The following is a 15,092-nucleotide window of genomic DNA, read 5'->3' as shown; positions in this document are numbered from 1 at the left end:
GTCTGTCGCAAGCGGTAGAACGGATACTGCCGGACTGGCCATTATCACGGATTGGTTGCCATCTGGTTCGTCAGTCGCAATCTGCTGTCATACCCGAAGGTGACGTTGATTCCGCTTCCCAGCGAGAGATCCTGGGTCGCTCCAGCCGGGCTGTACGATCGACCGAAGTACAGCGTCGTCGTGGGGATTGTGTTCACCTGGGAGCCGTTCACCGTCTGCAGATGCCCCATGGCGTCATATCCATTTGTCAGCGTCAGGCTCTGCACGCCGTTCGTGTAAGTGTGCTGGCTTCCGAGCAGGTTGTATGACATGGTGCTGCTGTACGGTGTTCCCGAGACGCAGTTTGCTAGGTGGCATTGCTCCTCCCCAGTAGCCCTGCCCATGGCGTCGAACGAGAGAAAGCTGTGGGAGGTCCTATAGCCGGACGCAGGAGCCGACCCGGCGCAGCTCCCGGCGATCGTCCATTCCTGCAGCAGATGATCAATGCCATTCGAGGGTGCGGCTGTCGTCGAGCCATACTGAAAGCAACTGGATAGGGTATTTTGAGGATCGTATTGATAGGTCTTCGAGATAAGCCTGTTCAGGGAGTCGTACGTCATCGACGCCTGAACCCCGCGCGCATCGGTCTTATAGACAAGATTCCCGTTGAGGTCGTATCCGTTCTGGTGGCAGTTGGACGATGTAGGCGCGACTCCGCCCGTGGTTCCATAGCAGATGCTGCCGGACTCAGGATTCGTCGCCAGTAAAAGATGCGACAGAGAGTCGTAGCTGAAGGTTCGAACACGATCGCCCGTCGCGCCTGCCGCGCCACCCCACTGGTCTACGCGCAGCAGGTTGCCAAGCGCATCGTACTGATAATCCGTCTCCAGCGCGGGGGCATTTGCCGCGTTGGGCTCAAGCACCTTTCTCAGCCTTCCAAGCGCGTCGAAGCCCTTATGCCAGTTACGGCCTGTCTCATCGGCCGAGTCGATCCAGCTGCCGGCGAGAGAACTGCCTATTTGTCCATGGCAGTTGGGTTGATCGTTCGTACGAACGCCGTTATAGCACCACCACAGCGAGGTATTGTCCGCTTGGACTTGCTGAACGAGTTGCCCCAAACCGTCGTAGTACTTGTAGGTGATGCCATCAGTTGGTGATGGGGTGGATAGATGTGGATTTGTGACCGTAGCAACTTTGCCAAGGCCGTCATATGTCGTTTCTGAGGTGATGCCGGCCGACGACGTAGATGTGGGGCGTCCGAGCCCGTTATAGACGGTGCTTGTGGTGTTGGGGGGATCGGGGCTCGCTTGCGTGGTCACCGTGACGCTAAGCGGCGACTGATAACTATAGCTTGCTGAGACAGAGCCGCCGTCGGGATATGTGATGGATTGCAAGTCTTTCATCGGGGTATAGGAATATTGTGTCCCCAAGCGGCCTGCGGCCAAATCATTTGGAGTTTGAACACTCGTTGGCAACCCTGAGTATTGGTCATAACCATATTGCGTGATCTCTGACAAGCAGTTGATCGTCTGGTAAGGAACAGAGTTATTGTATTGATAAAATATTTGAGTTCCGCACCCCTTGGCATCAAAGGTTTCGCCGATCATTCCATCAACCCTGTAAGAAGTATGAGTTGTGACCGCATTCGCGCCAAGACCGCTGGTGACTGTAGTGGGTTTACCGAAGAATTGCGTGCCGTTCGCATTAGCCAGATAGCTCGGTTCGTCGTATAGATATTTCGTCTGTGCTTTGAGAGTACCCGTGGGACCGTCCGCGACCCTCGAGCTGAAAGGCAGCGAACGCAGCAATAAATAATTGATATTGTTTTGCCACTGGTAGCTCATGGTCGTTGTGCGCAGCAGGGGGCCTGGGGCGCCCAGTCCGAAATCGTAGTCGTCTTGTTGCAGTAGGCTTCCGAAAGACAAGACGGGATACTGACCTCCGTCCCAGAAATATATGGTCGAATCCCAGTTATATGGTCCCGGCACCGTCGTATCGTAGGTGTAGACGGTTTCGGAGATCATCCCGTTGTTAAGCACCGTGATTTTGCTCTGCGGAAGCTCGTATCCCGTTCCAGACGGGGTGACGCCGTTTGGCTGATAGGTAGTGATGACACTCTTCAGCAGATTTTCCGCGGATGGCAGGCATGTCAACGACGGTATCCATCCTGTTCCACATGACGCGGGACGGCTTATAGGAGTGACAGGACCGTTGAAGTAATCGGTCTCTACCTCATAACCGTTCCCATCGAATACATGATTTGTTGCGTTGCCGTTGGGGTCTTGTCCCGTGTTGTAATTCCAAGTCTGACTTTTGCTTCCATCGAATTCGGTGCGGGTCGTGACTGCGGGATAAAGGGTGCCGCCACCGCCTCCTGGGGGGGAAGTCCACATATAGGTGTAAGAAACCGAACCGCCGGTCGGAAGACCGATCGATTTGAGTTCCGCAGATTGGCCGTAGGTAAAGGTGTAGGCTTGATTGTTCGGCAACCCGACACTTGTAAGGACCCATGATGCAGAAATGTATGGAGCCGTCGGCATCCCAGGGGGCTGCGTAAAGGTCTGCTGACTAAAGCAGTAGCTGACCGGATATGCATCGGCAGCACCGACGCCCGGATAGCCTACTGTCAAGCACGGAGCACTCGTAGTCGGCTCCCAACCGGGGGTGCCATTCGATATAAATCTGCCCGTTGAATCGGTCCATCCTGTGGGGATAGGAAACTCCCCTGATGTAAAATCAGTCGCTACGCTGTTTCCGTAAAGATCGGTCTCCGTATATCCAGTGAGTGAAGTGCCTGTGTAAGAGGAGACATATGCGATTCCATTCGGATCTATCCAATCAGTCCAACCCGATCCGTCGATGGCCACATTCACACGATTATTTCCGAAGCTAAACATATTCTGGCTCAAGTAGTGGTTTGCGCCGCTTGGATCGGTATAGTACTCGCCGTTGGCCATGAGGTTTCCTTGGGAATCGTATGATGGCGTTTCGCCGAACGATACAACATTATTCGCGGTAACGGACATTCCCATGACCGTTCCATCCCAAACTGTATAGGTATATTCGCTGCAACTGCCTCCCGACGAGCCGGTAGTCGATCCTGGATCACACCCGTACGGAGATGAGATGGTGGTCCATTGTGGCGCCCAAAACATAAGCTTCAGCCCAAAATCCGGCAGGCTTCCCTTTTGTTTATAGGTAACGATAGGAATGTTAATGGACAGATTCCTGTTCTGGAGATTGACGGAATCGATGGTTCCAAAATCGAATGAGCCGTACGGCACATATCCTTGCTGAAGTTCTTGCCCTAGCGACGGGAGAGCGGTGAATGCTAGTAGTATCGAAAATAAGAGGATATTTTTCACATTCGTCTCCTAGCGAAGCGCCGCAAAGCGAGAATTCGGAATAGCCTCATTGGTTTTCACAGACACAACGTCGGCCGTCTCAAGAACGAATTCACCAATTTGTAGAGTTGAGTGAAAAGGAATTAGGACCCCGTCTCTCAAAGTGAAGTTGCTCATTGCGAATGTCATGAGTGCATGATGCGTGAAGTCGTTTGGCCTATACTGGCGAATACATACCAAAGCAGGCAGCATGGTTGTATTGTCGAAGTACCATAGTTCCGGGGTGGTCAGTCTGGTCAGTGGGGTCTTCGTGTTGACGATCCGAATGATCGTTTGGTTGCTGTTCGCGTCCACCTTGAGAAGATCGAGCGAGTATTCGGGATCATCGATTGCTTTTTCAAGGAGTTGAGCAGCCATCTGCGGGACTATCCATGAACGGACCGTATGAAATGGCAGTGGCGTGGTGGTGGTGCCAGACTGCGTAGAAGCATTTCCCTGGCCTGTAGTGACGGCTTTCAGCATCTTTGAGGCGTCGCTGCTCAGATGCTCCACCCGGAACTCGTCGCCAACCACCTCCCAGCGTGCAATGTGAGTTGTATTATTGGCTGCCTGGGTAACCCGCAGATGAATCTTCCATCCTGGGATGGCGCGGATCGCGGTGAGTCCACCCATCTTATCGACAGATTGTTGAAGTAGCTGTAGGGCCTGAGAATCTCTGTTGCTCGATTTCGGCATCGGTAGCCTGTCATAGGCATCGGCAGTATTTCCAGCAAACGCAAACGACGTCTGGGCCTTGGCGATGCTTGCAAACGTCAATAGCAAAGCGATGAACATCTTGATCAAAGGAGACTCCTCATCAACGAAAGACTGAACGACTACTGATCGAGCTCTGCGAAGCTTTATTCCGATTACTGTACTGGGCAGGCAGGAGGCGCTCCTGATGACATAGTGAAGAAGCCCTGACCTGACGTTCCTGCCCCCTGAACTGTAACGGGACCCGTTGTGGCGCCCGCTGGAACGATGACGAATATGTCGCCTGAGCTCCAGCTTCGGATCGCTGCTAAGGTTCCGTTGAAAAAGACCGAACCCTTTGACGATCCGAAGTAGCCGCCGGAGATTTCAACGACAGTGTCCGGAAAACCTGAGCTGGGCGTCAGATAGAGACTGGACGGCTGACCTGGAAGGACGGTCTCAAGAAGAATTGATGAAGTCGACCCGAGATAGTTGGCGTCGCCGAAGTATGTCGCGATTAGATTGTGCACACCGGCCAACAGAGTGCTGTTGCTCACCGTTACGCTGCCGTTGCTTCCGAGCGGTGCCGTCAAGAACGCCTGTCCACGATCTGAGAAGGTTACATTTCCTGTTGGAGCCGGGCCTCCAGAATTCGAGGGCGACACCGTGGCCGTGAAGATGGCCGCCTGTCCAGCTGTAGCGGGATTGTTTGAGGGCGAAAGAATCAAAGAGGTTTGTACCGGGGCCGGGGGCGGCCACGCTGAGCAATCAACAGAAAACGCGTCGTGTGGTCCACATCCCGTAATTGCACCAAATGTAGAGGACAGGTCTTTCAACTGGAATGTAATCGTGGCTCCTGTAGCCTTTGCGCACACTCCAATGGTGCATAAGCGCGTTGGCCACGGCTGCGCTGGATAGCTAGCGAACGCCGCTGCCATAGCAGACGCGATCGAATTTGGCGTAGAAAGTGGACCGTATGAAACGGTATGGAAATGCCCGTTGAATGCCAAGGTGAGCGTTCCACTGGCCGAGCCCCCGGTCTGGGGACCCACTATAGTGACGGTCGCACTCGGGTATGCAGTCTGGCACAGCGCAGACCTACCGACGTTGAACACGAAGATCAAAGATACAAAGAATCCAAAAATTGACCGCCACATCTCCGCCTCCACTCAAGCGCTGCGCTTAGAGCATTTCAGCCTTCTTAAGTGACGACTATTGCAGCGACACCAGGACTTCAATGATGCCCGATCCGGAGCCGAGCGGGGCAAGAGCTTTGCCAATGATGGCGCCCATCATCCGTTCGCGATCTGTTCCCTTCATGGCATAACCCGGAATGGAAGCCGAAACTAAGAGATCGCCGACTGCGATGGCTCCGTTTTCTGTACTGACCTTCGTCGGTACAATTCCCATCATGGCCATGGGAACTTCTGCTTCCTTGTCCGGTCTTTCGTAATTCACGCGTCGTCCCGTGAGACCGGGCTTGGTAGAGAAGACCCCGGACACGAGCTTGGAATAGGGCTTTTGCGACTTGGTGAACTTTCCAGGCGCGGACTCGTCCATCGTAATAACGTCTCCGGGTTGATACGTCTTCCGATCTCCCAGGACATCGATGGACTCGGCATAGTCGCCGCCTAAAGTAGTACCGTTCCATGCGGTGGACTGAACAGTCAGATTGCCACCGGCATCTTTGAATGTAAGCGAGCCGTCCATCTGCGTATTGCCATTGACCTCAAGCTTGGCCCCTGGATTCGCCGTTCCAAGACCGACATTCCCGTTGGGCATGATTCTCATTTGTTCTGCAAGAGCGCCACTTTGCGCTGTCTGAAAGCCGAGGAATCCATTGTTGCTATCGTAGTCAGTGCCGCCGCCCTGAATCATGGCAAAGGGTTGAACTCCCTTATCGTCTCCTACGCTCCCGCCCTCAAAGAGGATCCTTGTGATTGATCCGCCTTGCGGCTCCCCAGATGTATTGTGCAGCGTTATTCCAACACCATTTCCGGGGCCTGTCGCCTGGGAGAATCCTGCGACCTCGAGAGCAGCTTGAGGATTGGTAGTTCCAATTCCCACATTGCCATTGAGTTGGGTAAGCGGCGCGGCTGTGGTTTGAACGCTTCCATCAGGGAAGGTGAGGCCCTGCGAGCCTCTTATCCTGACGCCGCCATTGACATCGAGCGCTTGCGTTGGTGTCTGGTCGACAATTGTGGAGTTTCCGATGAGACCCATGTTTATCCCGACACTTCCATTGGCGGCGAGAACCAAGTTGCTATTCCAGTCCCAGTAACCCAGTGTAGGATTCCATGCACGAGTCTGGAGATACATCCGGCCCGTGCCATTGTCGACATTGTCGTCGCCCGCTGTCATGACTCGTCCAGTCTCCCAATAATTTCCGCCACCATTCACTCCGCCGTCATTCGCAAACGTGAGTGCCGACCCAAAGGCCATTGATCTCGGTCCAAACGATTGGATTAGAAGATTCCCCGCACCCGTGGCATTCTGGAAGCCAAAAGGAGTCTGATTTTGATATTGCAACGAAACCATTGGGGAACCGATATGCACTGATGCATGCGGATCATCGGTACCAAATCCCGTATATAAGTTGCCGGCGATGATTTTGATTGCCGTATCAGCGATAGCCGGACCAGCGGACTGCGGAGTCAACACCGTCAAGGATAGATTGTCATCTGTGGATAGAGGACCGGTTCCCGCATCATTGTGGACAAAGTCGAAAGCGTAACCGGAAGAGTTGAATATACCGTAGTTATTGGCAGCAACGCTTGCGTATCTATAATCAAAGTTGAATGCTAAATGTTGCCCACCAAAGAAGGTGTGGTCATTGTTATAGACACCTCCGGCAATCACATCGCCATTCACCTCTAATTGCGCTCGCGGGGTCGAAGTTCCGACGCCCAAGTTGCCATCGGATTGCTGCCAGAGCGCATCCGGATACTGCGTGGAATATCCCCCACTCGGATTTACATAGACAAACTGGCTAGATGTAGTGGTTTGAGCACATGCGAAAGAAGCGTAGCAGACGAAAAGGAAGGCGAACGGCACACTCTTGTGCATGGACACAATACCTTCTTGCGACCCAATAACAGGGACGCCAAACGGATTAGGTTGTTGATTGAAACCACTCTATCCACTTTCACCGAGAACCGATACGGTACGAAAGTCTATAGACATAAGTAACCTTTTTGTTGGCAATATGGCTAACACCGTAGAGTGCCCCTAAGGAGCCTCTGCGTAGGCTGCTGAGTTGAAGAGGTCTGCGAGTGGCTTGAGTGGGGCGCCTGTTTTGCTGCGATGGCGCGGTCTGTTTTTGCTTGTTCTGGCAGGATTTGTGCGGAGGTTGAAGACTCTTTGCCCCTTTTCAGGCGCTATGCGGGGAGCCCTGCCAGGTGCTTGCGGTGGAGGTAGAGGTTGATGAGAGCGAAGTTGGCGCAGAGCCGGTGATGGTTCTTGGCGATGCCTCGGTAGCGCACCTTGTCGAAGCCGAAGACGCGCTTCAGGATACGGAAGACGTATCTACTTTCGCTCGTACTTTTGATTTCGTCGTATTTTTCTTCTTCGCTACTTCATCGACATAATTCTTGAACCTGGTTCGCTTGCATGGGCTTTGGGCGCGGCTTGTTGAATGGCCCTGGTCTGGCCTTGATAGCCGCCGTCGCCCCACACCTTGCGCTCCTCGCCATGCAGCAGATCCGGCAGCATGTGTACATCCGAAACGTTGGCCGCGGACGTCGCCACCGAATGCACGTGACCTTCTTTTGCATCGACGCCGATGTGCGCCTTCAGGCCGAAGTACCACTGCTTTCCCTTGCGGGTCTGATGCATCGCCGGGTCACGCTCCTTCTTCTCATTCTTGGTGGAAGAAGGCGCATGAATAATGGTCGCATCGACGATCGTGCCGGTCTCGATGCGGATGCCCTTAGCGGCCAGATGCAGGTTCACTGCATCGAGCATGGCGCCGCCGAGGTCATGCTTTTCGAGCAGGTGACGGAAGCGCAGCACGGTCGTTTCATCCGGCGCCGGAGCCACGCCCAGGTCGACGCCAGCAAAGCGCCGCAACGTCGGTGACTCGTAAAGTGCCTCTTCCACGCCGGGATCGGACAAGTTGAACCACTGCTGCATAAAATAGGTCCGCAGCATGATCGCAAGCCCGACAGGACGACGGCCGTTGCCGGCCTTCGGGTAGTACGGCTCGACCAGAGCCTGTAACTCGGACCATGGAACGACCAACTCCATCTCGTCCAGAAACAACTCCCGCCGAGACTTCCGGCCATACTTCTCAAAGCTCGACTGTGACGCAAACGTCTGCTGCTTCATCGCCATCTACCCCTCACCATCAGATTAATCAATCAGGCTGTGAACGCAGAACTTGTGCAGAGTTTCCCTAATTGCAATTCATTCAACCTGTGGCGAACGTTTTCTTATTACGCATGATAATGTCCTTTATCATGCGTAGATGAGCGCGGCACTTCTTCCCCTCCCGGAGTTCCTCCGATGACAGCCAAGACCCTTGCGATGAGCACACTTCGGCCATGCGCTTCCCTGCCCTCGATCTTCGCCGCCCGCCCGGAGGCAAAGACCCGGATGCGCGACTTCTTCAGCTCGCACATCCGCAACCCCAACACCCGCCGCGCTTACCGAGAGGCGGTACGGCAGTTCTCCGCTTTCTGCGCCGAGCACGGCATCCGGGATCTCGCCCAGGTGGAGCCGGTCCACGTCGCCGCCTTCGTCGAGCTGCAGCTCAAGAGCCATGCCAAGCCAACCGTGAAGCTCCGGCTGGCCGCGCTGCGGATGCTCTTCGATTGGATGGTCGTCGGCCAGGTCATTCCTACCAATCCCGCCCACGCGGTGCGCGGGCCGAGGCACTCGCAGAGGCGCGGCAAGACGCCGGTGCTTCAGGCCGAGGAGGCCCGGGCCCTTCTCGACGCGATCGACACCGATTCCCTGTCCGGCCTGCGCGATCGCGCACTCATCGGCCTGATGGTCTATACCTTCGCCCGGGTCGGCGCGGCGATCTCGATGAAGGTCGAGGACTTCTTCGTCCAAGGACGGCGCGGCTGGGTGCGGCTCCACGAAAAAGGCGGCAAGGAACATGCCATGCCGACCCACCACAATCTCGACCTGTACTTGGAGAAGTACATCGCGGCTGCCGACCTCTCCAAACAACCGAAGGAGCCGCTCTTCCGTACGGTGCGGGGCCGATCCGGCGAGCTGACCGCGAACCCCATGCTTCAATGCGACGTGTGGCGCATGATCCGCCGGAGGGCGCTTGCCGCAGGCATCAAGACCGAGATCGGATGCCATACCTTTCGGGCAACCGGAATCACCGCCTACCTCAAGAACGGCGGCAGGCTGGAGGTCGCACAGCAGATGGCGGCGCATGAATCCTCCCGGACGACCGGCCTCTACGACCGGCGAGACGATGAGATCTCGCTCGATGAGGTTGAGAAGATCGGAATCTAGTTTAGTTCCGTCCAGAGATGGCTTCTTTAGGACAGCTTTACTAAGGAATTGCACTATTTAGCAATATGATGATTTTCTTAAATAACGATAGAATTACGCAATGAGTTTAGAAACTGAAAACCCGCGCCTGGGGCAATACGTTGAGACCATCGCGGGCGGCGAGGTTGTTCGTGCCTTTGTGCCCCCACCGCTTCCCCCGACGCCGGCCATCGATCTTTTATCTCTACTTGCGCGTCTAGGTGTAGCGGAACGTGCGCTAGGTCGACTGGACGGCATCACTGTTTTGCTTCCCTCTCACGAGCTGTTTCTTTACATGTATGTGCGCAAAGAAGCTGTGCTGTCCTCTCAGATCGAAGGCACACAATCGACCCTGACAGACCTTCTTCGGTTTGAGACCGAGGCTGGGGTCGGGCAACCGGTCGACGATATCCGTGAGGTCTCCAACTATGTCGCCGCCATGATGTTCGGCCTGGAAAGGATGCGAGAACTGCCCCTCTCCCTACGCCTAATCCGAGAGATGCACCAGCGGCTCTTACAGAGCGGTCGGGGCGCAACGAAAAACCCCGGCGAGTTCAGGCGTTCGCAAAACTGGATTGGCGGAACGAGGCCGGGAAATGCGCTGTATGTGCCTCCGCCGATCCAGGAGCTGGATGGGGCGCTCAATTCCTTCGAGCGCTTCATTCATGAGGAGGCTTCGCAACTCCCAGCGCTGATCAAAGCTGGACTCCTTCACGTCCAATTTGAGACCATTCACCCTTTCCTCGACGGCAATGGCCGCATCGGTCGACTTCTGGTGACTCTCTATCTGTGCGGTGAGGGTGTTCTTCAAAAACCCCTGCTCTACCTGAGTCTGTATCTCAAAACCCATCGCTCAGAGTATTACCGTCTTCTGCAGGAAGTCCGCGAACAAGGAGCCTGGGAGAAATGGTTGGCATTCTTTCTCGAAGGAATTGCGGAGACGGCGAATCAGGCCTTCGATGCCGCGAGTCGAATCGTTGGACTTTTCAAGAACGATCGGGAGAGGATTGCAGCTCAGGGCGAGCGCGTGGGATCGGCTTTGAGAGCGCATGACTTCTTGCAGCGGAATCCACTGGCGACGGCGAACCGGCTAGGGCAACAGACTGGGTTGAGCGCCCCGACTGTCAACCTCGCGCTCGCCGATCTTGAGAAGCTCGGCATTGTCGCAGAGATTACCGGGCGGAGACGCGGGAGGGTCTTCGGTTATACCGCCTACCTCTCCATCTTGAATGAGGGAACCACTCCGCTAAAGTCCCTCTAAAGCGCCGACGGACTTCGAGATGCGACGGTTCGCCCGCTCCGTCTCAGGCGGTAGCGGGCGAACTTACGGGCCTTGAGCCTTTCAACCATGGACATCGTCATGGATAATATAGCCCGAACAGAACGATAAATGCGTGTTCGCGCAGATATAGGCGCGGTTAAAATCTTCCACAATCGCGCTAAATATACCCTTCAGTGGCTTAATTAGTTCCCTCCCGAGACATCTCCCTGTCACCGAGGTATGCCACAGTCCCGCAAACAAGACGGAGGTCGGGAGTTAAAATCCTTAAGACCGGCGCTTTGTTTGGCGTGAGCTGATGGCTTCCCGAAAAACGAGCGCTACAGTCTTCTCGTTTTCAACCTACTTCTGCAAGGAAAGAACGCTGCGATGAAGGCTGTGAGTTCAGCATTCAGCAACTCAAGTATTTAAGTATTCAAATACCTGTTTAATCGTTTTCTGGTGCCCGACAAGCCGATGATAGCCACATCGGCGGGTAGCGGGGTCCAGGTATTTCTCGTGGCATTTGGCATAATCGCATCTTTCTAGTCAACTGAGGTATTCAAGTATTCAAAATCCTAAATACTTAGATGGGTGTATGATTGCCGTATAGTCGCTTAGGTGTTTAGGTTGTTAAGTATTTAGATACTGAGAGGTCCGCATGATCATCACGCTCGCAAGTTATAAGGGAGGTGCAGGAAAAACCACCTCGGCCGTTCACTTGGCGGCATACTTTCAAACCTTGGCACCGACACTCTTGCTCGACGGCGATAAGACAAAGAACGCTTTGAATTGGAGCCAGCGGGGAAACGGTTTCTCTTTCCGTGTCGCACCAGTGGATCAAGCCGCACGACTCGCAAAGAGTTACGAGCACATCGTGATCGACACCGGACAGCGCCCCGACGCGGCGGATCTCAAAGAAGCAGTGGATGCTTGCGACCTTCTCATCATCCCTGCCACTCCGTCCCCGCTCGATACCGATGGGTTGATCCAAACAGTCTTGGCACTGAAAAAAATCGGCACCGACAGCTTTCGAGTGCTGTTGACGAAAGTCCCGCCGCCACCTGAGCGCGACGCCATGGAACTCAGAAAACTGCTTGAAGATGAAGGCGTTTCGATCTTCAAGGGCGAAATTCCCCGGCTCAAGGCTTTTGAGAAAGCCGCCGGCGCTGGGGAGATCGTTCAACAAACAAATGACCGTAACGCAAACCGTGCTTGGGACAGCTATATGGCCATCGGAAAGGAGCTCATGTAATGGGACAGCTATCGGGATTGGCTGGAATCATCAAAGGCGGAATGGCCAAATCTGACGAAAACGAAGCGTCAGACTTTAAAGGCACTGTAGCATCTAGCTCGCCACGGGTGTCGGGACGGCCTAGTTTGACCAAAGCCCAGGAAATATCTCCTCGGATACAAAATAGGCTGGTCACGAAGTCAAAGAATCCTGCCTGGAAGGCGTATTCGCTCTTCCTGAAAAAGGAAACGCACTCCGAGATGAACTTCATACTGCGCAGACTCGATTCGGGCGAGGATATGTCTGACCTCGTGCAACGATTGGTAGAGGGTTGGGTCAGTGCAAATCGATAGATATTTAGATACCTGAATATTTATGCGTCTATGATGAGATGATTTGCAACCGAGTGCCTGATTCCGGCGCTCAAGCCCGCCGGTGAGGGGCGATCTGATGAAAAAAACAACTGAAAGCTCGGTTCCAATTGCGGAGGAGCCGAAGCCTAAAGCGAAGAGGGATGCCAAACTCGAACGAAAACTCGCGAAAGAGCGGCAGGCCCTGCGTCTTGGGGACATCGCGGTAGCGCGACACGAGGGTACGCTCGGTGATGAGTACATTAAGCTCGCACAGGCAATGATTCTATGTACCTTGCCCTACAGTGAATCGAAAGAGACCCGAATCACCCGTCAGGCCAGGTTGGGAGACGGATCAATCCTGTCCGTAACTTTTTCTGCAGCCGCTCCAGGTGTACCGCTTCCATTCGGAGCGGATCGGAAACTCCTCGCATGGATCTTCGATAAGGCGATTCGTTCCAATTCCTCGTTCATTCCTTGGACCTCTGCAACTGAATACCAGCGCGAGACCGGTTTGCCTATCGGAGGGAGCGGGAATCGTGATCTTAACAAGCGTTTTATGCGGGTCGCTGGATTGGTCATCAACATTCAGAGGAAGGCAGACCGCACAAAGCATGACATCACGTATCCGATCATTGAAAGATCGTATCTGCCCGCCTCCATTACAGGACAGCGGGGAATCGACTCAGATGATCAGCCGAGCCTTCCTGAGATGGTCGACCGCTTCGGATTTCAACTGAACGCCGGTCTTTTTGAAGATATACGCAAGCATCACATTGTTCTTCCGCGTAAGATTTGGCTGGAGATCGACGGCTCCACGCAGGTCCAAGACCTTGTTTACTGGCTCATCTTCAGGTGCTACTCGGCTGCGAGCGAAAGCATCATCCCTTGGTCTGCGCTAAGCGAGCAGTTCCCACAAGACAAGAACCCTCGACGTACTCGTTCTCATGCTCGGCAGGCCATTCGCATTCTTCAAACCTTATGGCCAAGCGTTCGAATCAAGGAAGTGCCTCAAGGCATTTGGGTCGATCACACGCCTGTGCCAATGCTCGAAGACGATGTAACGAAAGGCCGCATTAGAAAACTAGGCCGATAGCAGTGTACGCGGAGTGCCTATTGGCGTTCCGCGTACGCTTTTCCACCACAGAACCCTTGCACTCGATCTTTTCATTGGCATTCCCAGTACGATATTGCTGGCATTCCGCGTACGGCATATCGGCATTCCACGTACGTCTTTGTGGCATTCCACGTACAAATGGTTGGCATTCCGCGTACTGTTAATAAGGAAGCAAGAGAAGCATGAGAACAAGAGATATTCAGGTGATCCAAGAGTCTCATTGAAGAACGAATCGAAATAAGTATGGAGACCACCAAACCTCTGTACGCGGAATGCCAATACTGCCCGCAACGCCGTCCCTAAAGATTACAGAAGCGTCATCTGCGCTCCGCGCCAAACAAGGAAGCCAAACCTCCTGAGGAGCTCTGCTCCTGGCGCACGCAAGGAGTCTCCCCAGTCTTCCGCGCTGCGCTTGTGCAGACCTTCGCTTCGCTCGCCTTCCACTTCGTTCCAGATGGGTGATTCCCCTCTCCGTTGCGCTTGCCGCCCTCGATGGCATGGGCCATGGCCAAGGCGTGTTTGTCAGCAAACACAGCACAGCTATTCAATACGGAGACAACATCATGAAGAGGACAGGCAAACGCATCCGGCCCGCCGCAGTCAACCCCTCAAACAACAGCAGCCAGAACCCCGCCCCCGGTGTCATTGCAACGCCCCACAAACAGCAGACCGCGAAGGATGCGATCGCAGCCAATATCCAACTCCTCATCGAGCAATTGGAACAGGGACACTCTGAAGGTTTGACCGCCTACCTCACCGCGATGGGACGCTTCAGAACGTACAGCTCCTCGAATGTGCTTGAGATCGCCAGACAATGCCCCGGAGCCAAACGCGTCGCCGGGATGTATATGTGGAACCAGCTTGGCCGCCACGTCAAGAAGGGAGAGAAGGGAATTCGCATCCTCGCTCCCATCCTCGGTGCCCGGCGTAACAATGACACCGAAGTCGACCTCCACAACAAGCAGGACATCCGCACTCAGAGTCAGCCCGTGTTGGTCGGATTCAGGGCGGCCTATGTCTTCGACCAGGAGCAGACGACTGGGGCCGATCTTCCAGAACTCTCCTGTGAGGTGACTGGCGACGTGGGAGTGTACCGCGAACGACTGATCGAGTTCGTGCTCGCCCAGGGCATTAGCCCTGGAGTTCAACGAGAGCATCGCCCCTGCTTTGGGCATGTGCTACGGAGACAGAATCGTCCTGCTTCCAGGTCAGTCTCCGGCGGAGGATTTCAGCACCCTGGTTCATGAGCTCGCGCACTCGCTTCTCGGGCACGCAGCACGTCACATGAGCACCACCAAGACGGTGCGCGAGACCGAAGCCGAAGCGATCGCCTTTGTGGTCGGAACCACCATAGGACTCGACACCGGAAACGCCTCAGCCTCGTATATCCAGCTCTATGATGGCAATGCCGCACTCCTCGCCGAGAGTCTGGAAGTCATCCAGAAGACCTCCGGTGTCATCCTCGCGGCACTCGAAGAGGACGTTTCTGAGGTCGTGATAGAAGCAGAGATCGGGCTCGCTAAGGCAAGCTAACGGAACGTGAAGCGGGCGGCATTGCCGTCCGCCTCACTGAGCCGCCCTTACCGGT

Annotated in this window: 10 protein-coding genes and 1 pseudogene; 6 read left to right on the top strand and 5 right to left on the bottom strand. The window is 54.7% G+C overall.

The window, feature by feature from the left end; all coding sequences use genetic code 11:
• Nucleotides 1–44: 44 nt before the first annotated feature.
• From CHB87_RS22085 to CHB87_RS21510, 5 genes and pseudogenes are all read right to left on the bottom strand, one after another.
• Nucleotides 45–3,344, bottom strand: coding sequence for an RHS repeat domain-containing protein (locus tag CHB87_RS22085; RefSeq protein WP_142988481.1), 3,300 nt, complete (start codon nt 3,342–3,344; stop codon nt 45–47).
• Between the two features lie 9 nt (nt 3,345–3,353).
• Nucleotides 3,354–4,166 carry a hypothetical protein gene (locus tag CHB87_RS21525; protein ID WP_089410520.1) on the bottom strand — a complete coding sequence of 271 codons (813 nt, stop codon included), beginning with the start codon at nt 4,164–4,166 and terminating at the stop codon, nt 3,354–3,356.
• Between the two features lie 65 nt (nt 4,167–4,231).
• Nucleotides 4,232–4,993 carry an Ig-like domain repeat protein gene (locus CHB87_RS22975; RefSeq protein ID WP_425432497.1) on the bottom strand — a complete coding sequence of 254 codons (762 nt, stop codon included), beginning with the start codon at nt 4,991–4,993 and terminating at the stop codon, nt 4,232–4,234.
• A 274-nt stretch (nt 4,994–5,267) separates the two neighbouring features.
• Nucleotides 5,268–7,121: a hypothetical protein gene (locus CHB87_RS22080; RefSeq protein ID WP_142988480.1), complete on the bottom strand. Its 1,854-nt coding sequence runs from the start codon at nt 7,119–7,121 to the stop codon at nt 5,268–5,270.
• Nucleotides 7,122–7,432: 311 nt separating this feature from the next.
• Nucleotides 7,433–8,381 (bottom strand): annotated as a pseudogene (locus CHB87_RS21510) (IS5 family transposase).
• Between the two features lie 177 nt (nt 8,382–8,558).
• On the opposite strand from CHB87_RS21510, the gene CHB87_RS21505 reads away from it, so the two are divergent.
• The 6 genes from CHB87_RS21505 (at nt 8,559) to CHB87_RS22965 (ending at nt 15,037) form a co-directional block, all read left to right on the top strand.
• Nucleotides 8,559–9,527: a tyrosine-type recombinase/integrase gene (locus CHB87_RS21505; RefSeq protein ID WP_089410517.1), complete on the top strand. Its 969-nt coding sequence runs from the start codon at nt 8,559–8,561 to the stop codon at nt 9,525–9,527.
• 100 nt (nt 9,528–9,627) lie between these two features.
• Complete coding sequence (locus CHB87_RS21500) at nt 9,628–10,806, top strand: Fic family protein (protein WP_089410516.1); 1,179 nt, start codon at nt 9,628–9,630, stop codon at nt 10,804–10,806.
• A 658-nt stretch (nt 10,807–11,464) separates the two neighbouring features.
• Nucleotides 11,465–12,058, top strand: coding sequence for a ParA family protein (locus CHB87_RS21495; RefSeq protein WP_089410515.1), 594 nt, complete (start codon nt 11,465–11,467; stop codon nt 12,056–12,058).
• Nucleotides 12,059–12,487: 429 nt separating this feature from the next.
• Nucleotides 12,488–13,483 (top strand): hypothetical protein, encoded by a 996-nt coding sequence (locus CHB87_RS21490; RefSeq protein ID WP_089410534.1) that lies wholly within the window; start codon nt 12,488–12,490, stop codon nt 13,481–13,483.
• A gap of 479 nt (nt 13,484–13,962) precedes the next feature.
• The gene (locus CHB87_RS22970) at nt 13,963–14,751 is read left to right on the top strand and encodes an ArdC family protein (protein ID WP_425432496.1); all 789 of its coding nucleotides are present in this window, start codon (nt 13,963–13,965) and stop codon (nt 14,749–14,751) included.
• 37 nt (nt 14,752–14,788) lie between these two features.
• The gene (locus tag CHB87_RS22965; RefSeq protein WP_425432495.1) at nt 14,789–15,037 is read left to right on the top strand and encodes a hypothetical protein; all 249 of its coding nucleotides are present in this window, start codon (nt 14,789–14,791) and stop codon (nt 15,035–15,037) included.
• Nucleotides 15,038–15,092 lie beyond the last annotated feature (55 nt).

Source organism: Granulicella rosea, from assembly GCF_900188085.1.
Lineage (GTDB): Bacteria > Acidobacteriota > Terriglobia > Terriglobales > Acidobacteriaceae > Edaphobacter > Edaphobacter rosea.
Note: the sequence above shows the minus strand (reverse complement) of the source record. Positions and strands in the feature narration are given on the sequence as shown.

Coding starts and splice junctions, on each gene's coding strand:
- CHB87_RS21505 (WP_089410517.1), top strand. CDS start 8,559: ATGACAGCCAAGACCCTTGCGATGAGCACACTTCGGCCATGCGCTTCC.
- CHB87_RS22080 (WP_142988480.1), bottom strand. CDS start 7,121: ATGCACAAGAGTGTGCCGTTCGCCTTCCTTTTCGTCTGCTACGCTTCT.
- CHB87_RS21490 (WP_089410534.1), top strand. CDS start 12,488: ATGAAAAAAACAACTGAAAGCTCGGTTCCAATTGCGGAGGAGCCGAAG.
- CHB87_RS22975 (WP_425432497.1), bottom strand. CDS start 4,993: ATGGCAGCGGCGTTCGCTAGCTATCCAGCGCAGCCGTGGCCAACGCGC.
- CHB87_RS22965 (WP_425432495.1), top strand. CDS start 14,789: ATGAGCACCACCAAGACGGTGCGCGAGACCGAAGCCGAAGCGATCGCC.
- CHB87_RS21495 (WP_089410515.1), top strand. CDS start 11,465: ATGATCATCACGCTCGCAAGTTATAAGGGAGGTGCAGGAAAAACCACC.
- CHB87_RS21500 (WP_089410516.1), top strand. CDS start 9,628: ATGAGTTTAGAAACTGAAAACCCGCGCCTGGGGCAATACGTTGAGACC.